The sequence below is a fragment of the Marinobacter sp. genome, from assembly GCF_041690615.1.
Lineage (GTDB): Bacteria > Pseudomonadota > Gammaproteobacteria > Pseudomonadales > Oleiphilaceae > Marinobacter.
Window position 1 is genome coordinate 46257 of record NZ_JAWLGY010000003.1, and the last position, 15437, is coordinate 61693.

The 15437-nt window shown below is 49.0% G+C and carries 12 protein-coding genes and 1 tRNA gene; 2 read left to right on the top strand and 11 right to left on the bottom strand.

From position 1 onward, the window contains the following. Positions 1-6 precede the first annotated feature (6 nt). The 10 genes from phnE to ACESMZ_RS03125 form a co-directional block, all read right to left on the bottom strand. Complete coding sequence (gene phnE, locus ACESMZ_RS03080) at positions 7-831, bottom strand: phosphonate ABC transporter, permease protein PhnE (protein ID WP_372957798.1); 825 nt, start codon at positions 829-831, stop codon at positions 7-9. Further along, positions 824-1510 (bottom strand): phosphonate ABC transporter ATP-binding protein, encoded by a 687-nt coding sequence (locus ACESMZ_RS03085; RefSeq protein ID WP_372957799.1) that lies wholly within the window; start codon positions 1508-1510, stop codon positions 824-826. The genes phnE and ACESMZ_RS03085 overlap by 8 nt, the downstream gene beginning before the upstream one ends. Before the next feature lie 195 nt (positions 1511-1705). Next, positions 1706-2602 carry a phosphate/phosphite/phosphonate ABC transporter substrate-binding protein gene (locus ACESMZ_RS03090; RefSeq protein ID WP_372957800.1) on the bottom strand — a complete coding sequence of 299 codons (897 nt, stop codon included), beginning with the start codon at positions 2600-2602 and terminating at the stop codon, positions 1706-1708. 355 nt (positions 2603-2957) lie between these two features. Beyond that, positions 2958-3030 (bottom strand) — tRNA-Arg (locus ACESMZ_RS03095). 705 nt (positions 3031-3735) lie between these two features. Further along, positions 3736-4704: a viperin family antiviral radical SAM protein gene (locus ACESMZ_RS03100; RefSeq protein ID WP_372972184.1), complete on the bottom strand. Its 969-nt coding sequence runs from the start codon at positions 4702-4704 to the stop codon at positions 3736-3738. Between the two features lie 126 nt (positions 4705-4830). After that, positions 4831-7044 carry a hypothetical protein gene (locus ACESMZ_RS03105; protein ID WP_372972185.1) on the bottom strand — a complete coding sequence of 738 codons (2214 nt, stop codon included), beginning with the start codon at positions 7042-7044 and terminating at the stop codon, positions 4831-4833. 648 nt (positions 7045-7692) lie between these two features. Beyond that, on the bottom strand, positions 7693-9897 hold the full coding sequence (locus ACESMZ_RS03110) for an ATP-binding cassette domain-containing protein (protein WP_372972186.1): 2205 nt from the start codon (positions 9895-9897) through the stop codon (positions 7693-7695). A 2-nt stretch (positions 9898-9899) separates the two neighbouring features. Next, the gene (locus tag ACESMZ_RS03115; protein ID WP_372972187.1) at positions 9900-11003 is read right to left on the bottom strand and encodes a HesA/MoeB/ThiF family protein; all 1104 of its coding nucleotides are present in this window, start codon (positions 11001-11003) and stop codon (positions 9900-9902) included. After that, the gene (locus ACESMZ_RS03120; protein ID WP_372972188.1) at positions 10984-12135 is read right to left on the bottom strand and encodes a HesA/MoeB/ThiF family protein; all 1152 of its coding nucleotides are present in this window, start codon (positions 12133-12135) and stop codon (positions 10984-10986) included. The genes ACESMZ_RS03115 and ACESMZ_RS03120 overlap by 20 nt, the downstream gene beginning before the upstream one ends. A 588-nt stretch (positions 12136-12723) precedes the next feature. Further along, positions 12724-12888 carry a helix-turn-helix transcriptional regulator gene (locus ACESMZ_RS03125; RefSeq protein WP_348295693.1) on the bottom strand — a complete coding sequence of 55 codons (165 nt, stop codon included), beginning with the start codon at positions 12886-12888 and terminating at the stop codon, positions 12724-12726. Between the two features lie 217 nt (positions 12889-13105). Between ACESMZ_RS03125 and ACESMZ_RS03130 the strand changes: the two genes are divergently transcribed. Both ACESMZ_RS03130 and ACESMZ_RS03135 read left to right on the top strand, forming a co-directional pair. Continuing rightward, on the top strand, positions 13106-13711 hold the full coding sequence (locus ACESMZ_RS03130; protein WP_372972189.1) for a DUF6088 family protein: 606 nt from the start codon (positions 13106-13108) through the stop codon (positions 13709-13711). Then, a complete protein-coding gene (locus ACESMZ_RS03135) occupies positions 13704-14714 on the top strand; it encodes a nucleotidyl transferase AbiEii/AbiGii toxin family protein (protein WP_372972190.1) in 1011 nt (336 codons plus the stop codon). The genes ACESMZ_RS03130 and ACESMZ_RS03135 overlap by 8 nt, the downstream gene beginning before the upstream one ends. Before the next feature lie 344 nt (positions 14715-15058). Here the strand turns inward: ACESMZ_RS03135 and ACESMZ_RS03140 are convergent, their stop codons facing one another. After that, positions 15059-15274, bottom strand: a complete 216-nt coding sequence (locus ACESMZ_RS03140) for an antitoxin Xre/MbcA/ParS toxin-binding domain-containing protein (protein ID WP_372972191.1) — start codon at positions 15272-15274, stop codon at positions 15059-15061. Between the last annotated feature and the right edge of the window lie 163 nt (positions 15275-15437).

Sequence of the window (15437 nt, forward strand, 5' to 3'; positions counted from 1 at the left end):
TACTTCCTATCGAATTTGGTTTAGGAGCCGCTCACGCATGCGGGAGGAAAAATGCTCGACGACATAAACCAGGATAAAGATTGCGAAGATGATGAAAGCGGCCTGGTCGTAGCGGAACATCTCCATCGAAACGGCCAGTTCGGCACCAATACCACCAGCACCTACCAGCCCAAGCACAACCGATGAACGCACGGCTTTTTCGAGGGAGAACAGTCCGGTGTTGATCATGCTGGGGAGAGCCCCGGGTATCTGTACCACCGCGATGCGGTCCAGTGGACTGGATCCTATGGAATCCAGTGCCTCCGACGGACCGGGATCAACTTCTTCAAAAGCTTCGGCAAAGAACCGGCCACAGAAGCCGATGGTGTCCACGATGATGGTCAGGGTTCCTGCAAATGGACCAAGGCCAACCGACACGACGAAAAACAGCGCCCACGCCAGGTCGGGTACCGTGCGCACAAAGCTTATGATTGAGCGGGTCACATAACGCACAAGCGGATGGGGTGAGGTATTCCTCGCGGCTAGCAGCGCCATGGGTATGCTCAGGACCACGCCAATGACGGTGCCCACTAACGCCATCTGAAAGGTGACAATTATTGCGGCGAGGATAGGTGTCGCCCGATCGGTGGCCGGAGGGAACATCTCACCAACAATGGTTCCCATATTGGGCAGACCCTGGATAAGGCTTTGCAGGGACATGCCCGCGCCTGCCAGAGACCAGAGAAAGAACCCGAGAAACAGCGCAAAAAGCCCGCTGCTCAGCCAGGAAGGCCGTTGAAAGCGCCCGCGTAGCACCGGTGATGCGGGATGAATCTGACTTGGCTCAGGCATAGAACTCTCTCAGGCTGGCGGTGCTCTCTGAATGACTGGCACTGTCCAGTTGAAGCTCTGATGAGCGCAGCCCCAGAATTCGATCGGCGTAATGGAGGGCATGCTCAACGTGGTGGGAAACAAAAAACACCGTCAGATTGCGTGACCGCGACAAACGGGCGAACAGTTCCATAACCAGCTCGCCGGATTGCGGGTCCAGGCTGGCAGTGGGCTCATCGGCGAACAGGATGCTCGGCTCCTGCATTAATGCCCGGGCAATGGCAACGCGTTGTGACTGGCCACCGGAAAGTTGGTCGCAGCGCTGGTAGGCAAAATCCGCCAGCCCGACAAGTTCCAGGCAATCCATGGCCCTTTGCCGGTCTTCCTGGCGCGCCAGGCTTTGCGCCCAGTTGCGAGGCCCGGAACAATGGGCAAGGTTGCCATGCAGAACATTGGTCAGTGCTGATAGGCGCGGCACCAGGCAGTGCTTCTGGAATACAAAGCCGACGCGGTTGCGAGCCTTTTTCAGGGCCCGGCCGGATTTGCCAGATAAATCCTCACCGGAGAGACTGACCTTTCCGCTATCCGGTTCGATCAGCCTGACACAGCACCTGAGCAGTGTGCTTTTTCCAGCCCCGTTGGCGCCAATCAGAGCAACCGACTGGCCTTCATTGATGCTGAAGCTCACATCACGAAACACAGCTTTGTCCGTACCCTTGAAGTGCTTCGACAACCCTTCAACCTGGAGGGAATCGGATACCATAGACGGTGCAACAAGGTGTGATTGCACCAGAGGTTGAGCGACAGGATTCATAGCGGGTGTCCTTCAAAACGAAATATCTGAGACGAAAACGGCAGGGTCGCTAACGACCCTGCACGTCCGGCTTATGGGCGATCAGTCGCCAACAAAATCAGAGTATTCCGGGTAGCCGATCGTGGCGTACATGGACCGAACATAGTTGTAGTCGCTGTCTTTGATATTGCTGATGAAGCGCATGCCGGTGTACTTGTCGACGTCAGTGCCACCGCCGTTGACAATAGAATTGATCAGCTCGTCAGAGTGATTCACAAAGCCATCACGCAGACGGTCGATCATCTCATCACTGACATGGCTGCCTGCCATCAACAGGTCGTTGGGAAGGTCTGGTCCGCGGGCAATTACGCGGAAAGCGCCAGGCTGGTGACCGCCATTTTCCATTTCCTGGGTACGAAGACGACGGAACTCTGTATGGTTCATGCCAACCGCAGCAGCATCACCTCGCTTGAGTGATTCCCAAAGTACCGGGACTTTGGTGTGCACCAGCTCCAGGTCTTCCATGGGGGTAATCCCACCGTCCGCAAGGGCCTGAATGGGACCAAGGTGACGGGAAGTAGATCCGACGCTGCCCATGGCAACACGCTTGCCAACAAGATCTTTGACATTGGTAATGCCAGAGTCCGCCATGGTGACAATGACCGGGAAATAGTCAGGACGCGAGAAACCGACAACCACCTTTGCATCCGCACGTTTCTGCATAACGACATACTCCGCGGGGCCGGTCAGTACGAAATCGACTTGCTTGAAGCGAAGTGCCTCAACAGCCGCCGTACGATTGGTAACCGGGGTAAATTCAATGTCGTAGCCGGTGACTTCAGAGAGTTTGTCACGAAAGGCACCGAATTCTCGCTGAAGCTCCTCCAGCCCGACCAGGTCGGTGACTGCCAAACGTACGGTTTCAGCGTTAGCAGCTGGAATGACAAATGAAAGTGACAATAGAATAGAGCTTGCGAGTAGCTTGAAACTTTTAAACATGAGGTTACGCCTCCATTACTCAAAATTCAGGAGACATTAGATTCGCGTTATCATGTGACACTCAGGCTAAGAACGCATGAACAACTAATGACGCTATAATTAAAAGTGTGCTCTGCCCTCTTCTCTCTAGGGCACAGTATTCTTTGGAATGGTGAAAATGCTTGGCGTTGATTTCGGCGATTAACGGGATTAGGCAGGTTTTGGCATTCTGGACAGGTGTTAGGGCGCTGGGCGTCACTGCGGTGTGTGAGAGTGCCCTGATCAGCTAGCGGGAGAAGCGCCGTAATAACCATGGACACATTTTGTACACAGCCACAAAAAAGGCCTGCGTTTTCACGCAAGCCTTTGAAAATAATGGCCCGCCCGAGAGGATTCGAACCTCTGACCTCTGCCTCCGGAGTGCACTTGCTCAGGCCGATGGCAAGCGGTCTTAATCGGCAAAAATCTGTATGTTCAATTGCTTGCGCCAAAACTGTGGGTCATAAAAAATCCCTATATATCAATATTATGACCGATTAACGACGACTTTGGGCACAAGGCTGATAAGAATTCGGTGTCCGGGAACCGGACTTTGATCGTTGCCCTAAGAATGCTTTTACCCATTGATGCGACGATTCTACGCCTTAGAGCTAAGTTCGCAACTGTTAAGAAATCAGTGTCCGAAATCCGGACACTGGCAAATTTGGATGCGCAGCTTTTCGTTAGAAGGAAATAACGATAATGGGCGAATAGCCCATCAACTTTATTGGCATTAAAGGGATGGAAGCGACCGAAAAGCGGCCGGAAGTCGAGATTGAATCTTAATGGTTTGGGGCGCGTCAGTACTCTCAGCGAGTTGATCCATTTATATGGCCTCGATCGCAATCTGCCCGTGGACCCCCTCCAAGAGGAGGTCCAGAGAGCTTCATGTTGCATATGGCTGATGGCTCTTTCGATCTAGCCCCGGGTCGACCTGACAGTTCGCATGAAGTTTTTCAAGCTTCGGTGGTCGCTCGGTGAATTCGAAACAATGAGTGTTTTTGAGCAGTCGGGATGGGTTAGTCGTCCGTGCTTGCCACCGCAACGATACCTCCACCCTAGCTTGACGAGGCGTCTGATGACGACGTTCCAATCTTTGTTCGAGCTGTACCTTTTCACTGTCTGCCTCCCAGCTCGCCTGTATAGCGGGATTGAAAGCTGGTCGAATCGAATGCCATTTTCGAGAATGCGGCCTGTGCGCCAACGGCTAGAATGGGATCGCTGTATAGGTACCCTCCGGCTAATGAGGGGTGATTTTGGAAGAAGCGCCCGAAGGGATCGACCATGAGGTAGGACTCACGCATGTCTCGATTGTCCTCGACACATTGAACCGACTGGAAAGCGCGATGCCTTTGAACAAAGGCGACAAACTCCTCGTTGCTGATCGCTAACGAGCGGTCAACAATCGGGAGCATGCGCAGGATCTTCCAGCGTTGGGGGCGTATCTCTCCAACCAAATCGCTGAGATCCTCTCCGGCATTCAGGAGGTTCACGACAGTATTGAGCTTTATTGTGAGTCGGGGGTTGATCTTGCGCGCCAGACGTATATGGCCTGCAAGCTCCTGAAGGTCGAGGAGTTGTCCGCTTCGAAGGGCTCGGCCAATCTTCATGTTGGTAGTCGGATTTTCTGAATCCAGGCTTATCCCCAGGCAGGTCAAATGCGGCGCTAGTTCCTTAACCATGGAACGCGTCAGTCGTGAGCCATTGCTGATAATGGAAAGCTGAAATCCAACTTCCCGGGCTACCTGGGCAATTTCCAACAGACGGTCGCCAAGGATCGAGGGCTCTCCGCCGGCGAGATTTAGGCGTACTGTCTTCCAGGAGAGTTCTTCACCTAACGGATTGTTGGTGTTTGTGGGGTCAAAGTATCGGAATAACTCGGTTAGCAGCTGGCGGGTTCGCCTGCGGTCATGAAACAACTCCCGCGGATTGGGGTAGTCTTTCCATTTGGCGTAGCAATACTGGCAGCTATAGTTGCAGGCTTCCGTGACGTGCCAGTTTATTGTGAGTTCATCTACCGCAGGGACCTTGGCAGGAGGTGTGGCCGATCGGTTTGCTGAAAAAATAAGGGTGTTCGTACGCATGCGTATACTCCTTGACGGAATCCGTTTTACGGACCGTGAAGTTTTTACATGGCGGACGCGGGGCGTCAGGGTAGGAGCATCAGGCTCCAGTACACCACTTGGATTTGGGGTCAGGTTTTCGGTTAGTTACGGGTTGCGCAACAAGTTGCGCCGGGTCTTGAGTGCTTCCTCGTGGTTAATTTCGAGATTGAGTTCAAGCCGTTGACTCATCAACAACCACCATTCAGCGGCAATCAGTCCGCGTTTGAAATCCTGGATGCTCCGGTTCTTTTTGGCCTCTCGGCGGACAGCCCGATAACACTCTTGTGCAACCGCTCGAACACTTTCATCAGGATCGAACTGTTTGGTGAAGTAGACCGTTTTATGGGCCTTCCCGTTTGGATCAAGGCCGAGTTCCAGTAAAGCCTTCAAATACCCTTGTCGCCAAATGGGCGATTTTTCAGTTACTTGGCTAGCATTGTATTTGCCAGCTTTGGGCTTCTCTCCTTTCCGGAGGCGAAGGCGGCTCAGGCAGAATTCAACCAATTCGAGTGCAAAGGACTCGTAGCACTCCAGTGCAGCTTGCTCGTATTCTTCTCTGCTAAGAGGAGATCCCAGGTTCGTTCTTTTTGCCAGACGGTCCCATGCTGCCTCTCTCAGAGGCAAATACCAATCAATGGAGTTCTCGCTGTTCACAGGGTTGAAGCGAGAAACCGACTCGTCAGAAAGTGGCTTTATTGATGAACGCATCAACATGAGTCGATGCCGCAACGCTTTTGACGGCTTGAGAAAGGACAACTTTCTCAGTAATGCCTCAAGCTGCTTGTGATGGTGTGGCTGTGCGCCGTTGGACAGTTCTCCTCGAAGCAACCCGACGCTTTTATCGATGTAGGGAAGCACTAGGTCGTTGTCCAGTCTATCAGCTGCAGAAATCGACCACTGCGGCATTAGGGCAGGCGGGAAATGGGGATCTTGAATTAATTGCTCAAGAAGGTCATCCCACCAATCCCGGTACTCGCGGGCAGCGGCCTCATTGGGAAGACTGCGCAATGCGCCGGAAAGGACTGTCAGTTTAGTCTCGATATCGAGGTTGCTGAGCTCGTCCTCAAGTTGAGCTTTCCAGATGGCTGAGTATTCGGTCGCCCACCATTTCCTGCTTTCATTGCCGCAGAATTCTCTCGCGAGCGGAGTTCTTTCTGCCAGGCGTAGTGCTGCTCCGAAGTCTTTGCGAATCGACCAACGTATCCAAGCTTTCAGTTGGTAGTCTGTGAGCTCGGAACAGATATGTTCCAGGTATTCTTTCTCTCGAATTTCCCGTTCCTCAACCGACTTCGTCAGAACTTCTGAATAGCGAATGCTGAGGGACGTAAAGCAGAGACTAAGTAGTGAAGCCCACTGTTCAATCTGCTGATCATCTGCAGAGGTTAGATCCATATGGAGGCATAGAGCCTCCCAAAATTGGATTCTGGTTTTGTCCAGCCAAACGGTCGCCTGGGACACGTCGAGCTGAGCGCAATCGGAAGAATCGAAAGAGCGAAGTGTCGACTCGAAGTTCGACCACTCAAGCTCCAGTTTCCGGAATGCTCCCTCGTTTATGCTGGCTAGTCTTCCTGCTGCGGCATCGGATGCGACCCAGGCTTTCAGGAATCGGATCCCCTGAAGGAGTTTGGAAGAACCGAGGTTTGGCGGTCCCTCATGCAACTGCAATGAAGCGAGGGAGACCAGGTTCTTAATTTGGAGGCCGCACATGCTTGCCAGGTCGCTCCGGTATCCGTCCTCATACTGGGACATCGTGTTAAAGAAGCCCCAGAGTATTTCGTTCCTTGTCGATTCGTCTTCAGCAACGAGCGCAGGATCGTCGAACAGCGTCGGGGAGAAACAGAACTCTTCTCCGTATAGTGCGGTGACAAACCAGTCGAAGGACACTGTTAAAGATGCAGTGGTGCCCAAATTATTGAGAGCGCTGTACAGTGAGTATGGCGATGCCGAAAAGAGTGTTTGAGCGATTTCTTGAGCAAAAAGAGATACTTCTGAGCCATGATCAGCGACTTCGTTGCGCTGGTTCATGATCGGGTGCTTGTTCAGGAGCTGCATGGTCAGTTTCTGAGCCAAGCGGTCGGAAGAGAGAATTGCAGCACATTTCTTCTGATCTGAAGTCTCATGCTGGGCGGTACTAAGAACCTTTTCCAGATCCGTCGCCGATCCGAATATGCGATTCCAGTTGTCAGAGAAATGTTTGGTCAGCAGTGAGCGGGACTGACCGTCGATTTCAGACTCGTCGAGCGCCTGAAGAAAACGTTCAGTGGGATCACTTTTTTCATCGAGGTAGCGATCGCCGTAGGGCGCATCAATCCTGCACATGGTTTTCTCCATTTCATAGGATTAGGTTTCACAATAGGTGCGCTCCAGATACAAAATCTGATTGGAATCTGCAGCTGAAACCTCCCGTGCAGCAGAGGGGAGCGGAAAAGTGAGCATCAAGCTCGGTAGCCGACCGCAGATAAGCGCAGAGAAAGAGTAGAACGGTTTTTTCTGGGAGTCAATTTACCTTTCCTTATAAAAGCCTGAAGGCTACAAGCTGGTAGGCGACCTTTCGGTAAAGGAAGATAGTGAATGGATTAAGGGCCGAACTCCCATTGTCGAGCCTCTCCTTGTTTCGAAGTCGTCGCTTGGTGATATCATTTAGATTTTTTGGTTCCAGAGTCGATGAGGGAACAGGTTGAGCTTGCATAATCAGGGTGCCAATACAACCGTCATGCCTATGTCTGCCTCGGCAGTCACGCACAAATCGAGCGGGTTTTTTTATGCCTGGAGAAAACAGGCATGACGCAGTTCGCCAAGCCCGCCATCGATGTTCCTCAACAGCTTCAGCTTCTGAAGGCCCGGGGGGCTCTAGATCAACCACGAAGAGCGTGCAGCTGAATTGCTCGAAATCGTTCGTTTTTAGGCATCACAAATACTTTTCGTTGAAGGGGCTAGCTTTCAAAGAAACGTCTTCGGTTGCTATCATCAATCCTTATCTAAACTTAAGCGCTTTAATATTTTATTATATTTCTGGTAGTATCCGTGAGGGTCTCCTTCATAAACGATTGTTCCACCCTCAGGACCTGAGCCTGGTCCCATCTCGATAATATATTCACATTGAGCAAAGACCTGAGGCTTATGATCTATTAGAACAAGACCTTTGATATCCTGTTTTTGATTAACGATAAATTTCATAAGTTTGTTTATAGAGAGGCTGTCAAGGCCTGCGCCAGGTTCATCAATAAATAGTATGCGCTCACTTAGTGAGCGTGACAGGAAATGCTGAGTGATCTTTAAGCGTTTTAACTCGCCACCTGACAATGTGCTCGTTTTTCGATTAAGCGATAGATGAGCTAAACCAATATTATCTAGAATTTTTCGTGCATTTTTTAACCTGGCGATGCAATCAAGGTTTTTAGGTAGCTCCTTTATGTTTAAATCATATATCTCTGAAATCGACAAAGAATTCCACAGGTATTTGTTGACGGTGGGGGAAAATAGTTTGCCCTCGCACTTTGGACAATCAATTATCAAAGCAGATTCATAGCCACGCTGGAATTTAATGGTGCCTGTACCATCGCATTCTTCACATGAAGCAGGGTAACCTGCGGAAGGTAAGAAATTCCGATAATCTTGACCGTGGTTCTTTGAGTAGAATTCTGCCAGAGGCTTACTCAAACCAAGGTAACTTGAAACCGTACTTCTAATATTCCCCCTTATTGGAGATTGATCTATAAAAATAACCTTCGAATCTGTGTTTGATAGATAACGCGCGAGAGAGGATTTTCCGGACCCGGAGGGACCAACCAAAGCTGTAACAGTATTTTTCGGAAGCCTAAGGTTTATGCTCTCAATGTTGTTTATTTTTATGGAGTTATACTCACTGAATGCCTGAGGAGGCATATACTCACTAAGCTGTATTTTTTCGTGTGTAGGCGCGTGATTGGCATAGATAAAGCCGCCGAGTTTTCCTGGCTCAGGGCCTACCCAAACAACCTTATCGCAATGTTGCAGGAAGAACTCGTTGTGCTCAATAAGAACTATAGTATTATTTCGTTTCTTAATTTCATGAGCTTGTTTGATGATCGGCATAAAGTCATTTGGATGAATGCCCGCTGAAATTTCATCAAGAACAACAAGTATGCCATGGATGCTTGAGGCGCACATCTTTGCAAAGTTCAGTTTTTGAAGTTCACCGCCTGAAAGGCTTGGAATGGAACGCCCCAGATGTAGATAATCTAAACCTGCCTCTATTAAAGCTTCCAGGAGTGATTTTAGAGGTGACCCGTGGTATTCATTTAGTGGTGCGAGAGTTTTATTAATAAAACTTACGGGCTTAGTTAAAAATTCCGAAAAGGTTAGGCTTCCTAGATGAATATTGTTTCCTATTTCTGGTTCGACTTTGGAACCAAAGCATTTTTCACAAATGTGACTATCTAGAAAGCCATCTAATGAAAGATGGTCAGATTTATTGTTTGAAGTATGTAGCCGGTCAAGATAAATCGCTAAGCCTTCGTAATTTAAGGAGCGAATCCTTCGTTTGCCGTTGGCTTGAAAAGATACCTTCATCTTCTCGCTAGAAATGTCATAAATAAGTTTATTTTGTTCGAATAGGCTTAGTTTCTTAAAAGGTAGGTTTGTCGGGATTCTTTCTTTATTTGCATAATCTATTAGTAAAGAGTATAGCTTGTTTGAGCCTTTGGATTGCCAAGGTAGGAATGGGTTCTCTAAGATTGATTTGTTATAGTCTATCGATTTCCGGAGAGAATAAGTGCTCGTATGTCCTAGTCCGTTACAGTTTCTGCATTGATTAAGGGGATTTGTAATTTTTAGTTTTCGCGGGCATGGCAATCCATTGCGATCAAGGGCGAAGAAGGTAATTTTTGATGCTAGGCTTAGGTAGCTATAAATCGTAGAGCGCGGGTTGGTGTTCTGGTTAATTTGCTGTAGCCCGACAGCAGGTATAATGCCGCTTGAAGATTCAATTCTATAATTGGGGTTAGCAGCGTAGCCACTTTGGATCGCCTCAAACTCATCTCGGCAAAATTTGTATAGTGTATCAAAAGCCAGCGAAGATTTTCCTCCACCACTTACACCTGTAATGCCTACCATCGTACCGTATTGTAGCTCTAAAGAAACATGTTTTAGATTATTGGTTGATACTCCCGTTAACGTAAGAGTGTTCCGCATAATTATAAATTCCTTGAAAAAATGCCATCTTTTCCACACCAAGGACATTGTAGGTTTTTCGGGATCGGCTCTCTCTGGAAATCCATTTCATTAAGTCTGAATTCTATCCGAGTATTGTTATTTGTGAGATCTTCGTAGGCCCCTATTAATACTTTTATCGAATCTATTGTGGTAATAGACGCAGAAAGGCTTGTTAATGGGCCAAAGCTACCAATTTTTCGGTTTCTTCGATTCAGTTTTTTGACTCCAAAAATATCATCCTGATTTTGTGCCTGCATGTGTATCTCGAAACACTTTGCACAGGCTGTTAGTCCTGGAATTATTGTTTGTCCTACTAATGTTAGGTGCAGGTTGTAACCACCACCTACAATATGCGGGATGCCGTTCGCCATGCAGTAACGGGCTACGATATCGGTTGTAATATCGACGTTTGGAAAATCGGCGCAGTTAATTATTAGGTCAGCACTTGGGGGAATCTCTGAGAAAAAATGGTAATCGATTTTCGTGTCGAAAATTTCAACGTTCTCTGCGCCAAGGGTTAGTAGCCTTTCATTTGTTACTGAAGTCTTTGTTTTAGCTACCTGATAATTAAAGAAATTTTGACGGTGGAGGTTTGAGGGCTCTACAATATCATCGTCGACAAGTTGAAAGTTTTTTACTCCAGCTCTAGCTAACCCTTCAGCAACCCAAGTGCCGACAGCGCCCATGCCGACTATCATTACTTTTGAAGTACTTAAATTAGCTAAAGCCTCAATGACTAGGGATTTTCTTGGGAGATAATCTTCGATTAACCCAATAAGTCTCCCAAAACGTTTCTCGACAGTTGGTAAGTATGAAGCATCAGAATTTATGAGAATTTTTTTGGAGTTAAGAAACCCACAAAAATCTTTTAATGTCTCTCCTTCTATGTCTTTATGCGAGTCACATATTTCTCTCAGATTCCTGTCGCCGGTGAACTGAAGTAGTAGTTCTTCCATTCCTTCGTAATTGATGGCGACTTTTGTAGAGTCACGGGTGTTCGTTTTGAAAAACTCAATAGTGTTTCCGACGGAAACTAGAGCAACAGAACCTCGGAGCTTTAAATAATCAGAGTATTCCACAGACATTGCACTTCTCATTCTTCTGCATTGCAAACCAGGTCATGGTGCCATGGTTGATGAGGTATTCGCCCCGTTTGGATAGTTTTGGTAGGTTTTTGTCCTTTTTTATAATAAAAGAAATGATGCTGATGGACGCATGGCTACTTGAGAATAAAGATTGGGCGTAGCTGCCGCCAATACTTTGAAAGGAATCTTCTGCGATTGGGTTAGGCCTGCTTTTAGTGTTAATCTGGTCGCTAGCATATGTTGGCTTCCAATCTTTAAGGGCTTCTCTGAAGGTGTTGGAACAGCAGTCTATACAAGGCGTAATTCCGGGTATGATGAATTCGCCGGTACTCATATGGTGTGCATCAAATCCACCGGCCACGTACAGCGGCAGTTGTTTTGGCCAAAGATATCGCCCAAGCTTTGTGGAAGTGTGACCAATATAAGGCTCATCTGCTGTATTGATTACAAGATCCGTGTCTTCATCTATAAGTGCATCTAGATTTGTGGTTGGGGTGAGCAGTGATCTGCTTGTTGTGATACGAATTTCAGGGTTTATCTGCTCAAGGTGTTCTTTTAGGGCGGTTACCTTGGGTACCCCAATATTAAGGCGTGTCGCAAATGAATGGCGTTCTATTGAGCCTTCGGAAAGCTCTTTAGGATCGATGATTTGTATCGCTCCCAATCCGGCTCTTGTTAACTGTGTCGCGATATTTGATCCTACCGCTCCAGCTCCAATGATGGTTAACTTGGTGTTGAGTAACTTATTTTGTGCTTCGTAGCCTGTTACGTGATCAAAGAAGTTATCAAAAAAATTAATCTGTCTTAGGTATCGATCAATTAAATGGTTGTTTATGGGAGGTGGGGTTTTAGTGATTTCTTCAATTACGTTTTTTTGTGCAAGAAACGTGAAAAGATTGATGGCTTCCACTTCATCGAAAGTGTAGCCAAGTTCATTCAACTCCTCTTGTACAGGTGCAACTCCAGAAAGACGTCGTAATACTTCGGTGACCTGTCTGTCAGCAGTGATTGATATCTTTTCTCGTGTGTTTATTTTATAAAATTGGATTTTTGTCCGCTCTTCGACTCTATCGTCAATATAAATGTCGATAGAGTCTTTTATGCGGAACCTTTTGTCTAGAATAGAGGTCATGCTGGATTATTAATATTGTATTACTCCTGCGTTAACCTCCAGGTAACGATCCCATTCTGCAAGGCTATTCTCATCGGAGTTGGCTTCGTTCCGAGTGCAAACTCTTGTGCAGCAGTCGCTCCGGCCTCCTGAACAGCCATCGCTATAGTGAGCTGCTTGTGTTTTCTCTGTGATCTCTTCGAACTGCAAACTAACCTGCGCCATGTTAACTCCGTTTCCATTGGTTTTAGTCAGCGACTTTGAACGATGAGTTTGCCCCACACATGTCGTTCTTTGCAACCCGTTTCCTCATTGTTGAATACGCGGCGCGGCCACTCCACAACCCCGGATGTTGGTTCCTTTCAAGCTGATGATTGGGACGTTTCCTCAACGAGAATCAGTACACAGCTGAGGGCCACCCCCAGGGGTGCGCTGTATAGTGGAAATGGGCTCTAGAGAGGTACCGAGTTAGCGAGGATTCTGAACATTTTGGTTGGTGGACCTTCCTGGCGGCGGGTGGCGAAAGGGGCCTTTTAAACCGAGCTGGTATACATCTGCCTAACCTATTCGAGTAGTCAATCCTCGGGATTCAGTGTGATGGTGGTCCGTTCATTTCAACTTTTTCTCAAAAGCCTGTAGGTCCTCTTCCCGCCAGCGAGTAGTCCCGGGAGAGAGCTTAACGGGTTGAGGGAACCTCCCTTCTTTTACCCAGCGCCAAATCGTCGCACGGGAAACCTTGTAGCGCATACTGACTTCGATGACGTTGTAAAACATGGCTATACCTCCTTTTCGAATGCGGGACTAAACACCAACCCCTCTTTAATGGCAGGTCCGGAGTTCGCGCGTGGGCGAAATATGCAGCAAGATATCGTGATTCGATTACGCTAATGCGTATGTCGAGTCGCAGTCGCTGTAGGCAAGGGTCGATCATATCTTGAACGGTGTCAGAAAAAGTGGTAGGATTTCTGACATTCGTTTAGAGGTGAGTACCATGTCCGTTGCAGAGTCTGTTCAGAGTCAGATCGCCAAAGTTCCGCAAGGTGAACCTTTTACCAACAGCCGTTTTCTGCGGTTGGGGTCGCGCGCTGCTGTCGACAAAGCCCTGTCCAGGCTCGTAGAAGGAGGCGCTATCCAGCGGGTCGCACGGGGTGTTTTCGTCCGCCCCAAAAAAAGCCGGTTTGTCGGCAATGTCATGCCGGATGTTTCACGCGTGGTCGAGGTGATCGCGAGGGACCATGGAGAGACCGTTCAGGTCCATGGGGCGGAAGCGGCTCGCCGCTTCAAGCTCAGTACTCAGATGCCAACGACGCCGGTCTACTACACCAATGGACCTACACGTGAAATTCGCATCGGAAACCTTAAGGTGAAGCTCATGCACACCAGCAGTCAGAGGAAGCTTCAGCATGCAGGCAAAAAGCCGGGTTTGGCCCTCTCCGCGCTTTGGTATCTGGGTAAAAACAATATCAGCACCGAGGTAGTGAAGCGGATCCAGGAAGGGCTGAGCGAAGAAGAGTTCGAGACGCTGCTTTCCTCACGTATGCCGGCGTGGATGAGCGAGGCGTTCAGGCAATATGAGACAGGGCGTGCCCATGGCTGAGCAGGTGTTTCTCGAACTGTCCCCAGAAGAACAAAGCGATATCCTTCAAACTGTTGCGCCTCAACTGGCTCGCGGAGCCTCGGTGCTGGAGAAGGATATATGGGTCTGCTGGACCTTGCAGGCTCTATTCTCCATGCCCGGCGCACACCCCATGGCTTTCAAGGGAGGTACATCGCTCTCTAAGGTTTACGGTGTGATTGATCGCTTTTCCGAGGACGTAGATGTCACGCTGGATTACCGAGCCTTCGAGGAGGGCTTTGATCCTTTCGCGGAGGGGGTGAGTCGGACCAAAACCAAGCAGTTCAGCGACCGACTGAAAAGTTATGTCTTGGCCTATGCGAACGAAGTGGTCGTCCCGTACCTTGAAAGTGAGCTGGCCAAATTGCCAACGGCTGAGCAACATACCGTTGAATTGGACGATGGCGGTGAAAAAATCTGGGTCACTTACCCATCGGTTGTAGAGGGTACGGGCGAATACATCCGTTCCCAGGTACTCATTGAGCTGGGTGGCAGGAACGTTATCGATCCCAACGAAATTCATACGGTCTCTCCGTACATTGCCGAGTTAACGCAAGGCTTGGTCTATCCGAGCAGTGAAGTCGTGGTTCTATCTCCGGAACGGACGTTTTGGGAGAAAGCCACGCTCATACATGTCGAGTGCAACAGGGGCAAGCTCAGGGAAAGTGCTGAAAGGCTTTCCAGGCATTGGTACGACTTGGTCATGCTTGCAGAGCATCCTGCCGGCCAGTCAGCGGTCAAAAACCGGGAGCTGTTTGAGGAGGTTGTCCGCCATAAGAAAGTGTTCTTCCATACGGGCTACGCGAACTATGACGCTTGCCTAGATGGCCGGCTGAAGCTCTTGCCAGAGACGGAAACTCTGGAGAGCTTGCGGGCTGACTACGAGAAAATGGTGGGTGCGGGGATGATGTACTCAGCACCTCCGAGCTTCGAGGCCATTGTCGAGGCAATCCGGAACCTTGAAAGCCGTGTAAATGCTCGATGAGGGCTATTGTGCCTGTCGCGTGATTTATTAGCCCGCTGGAAGGGTGATTACGTTATCTAGCAGAGCGGTGCTTCGGGTGGGTATCGCTGGGGAACTACGAAGAAGCAGGTGGTGCAAACCTGGGAGTACATGCGCCATGAACTCGTTGGCCTATGACAGAAAACTCTGTCGGCCAGGTTTCCCTGCTGCCTAATGTCGCCATGGCGGGTGATCCACTTCTGGCGGTGGCAATAACTTGAATGAAAAAAAGGGTGTGGCGAGTCAGCTTGCCGGTCAGGAAATGAGTCCGGGTATTGGGAGTGCCATACTCCCTTAGACTCTCGTCACTCCAGAGCAGTAACTCGCTAGGGGAACACCCCATGCTCCATTTGGCCCACCAATCGTCGCACTTTTCCAATGCCAGCCTTAGTCCCCATCAGCGAGATCGGCGGATGGTTGCCAAGACCGCGAACTGACGAGGACATCCATTGGCCTGCGGCGGCTCGGTCATTCTCGAACAATTCCAGAATCTCCTGGTAGGCAATTTCTCTTAATTGTTCAGTGGTCATTTCTTCTGTCATGTCAGCTGCTCTTTTCACGATGATCTAGGTCCAGTTTTTCACATCTCGGCTTTGCTGCAAGCAAAAAAATCGACTCATCTGAGTCAAATTACGCTATTTCCGCAATTTGACTCGCCACAGAGTGCTTGCCAGTCCGGAAAATGGGTTTACGTTAATTTTCTGG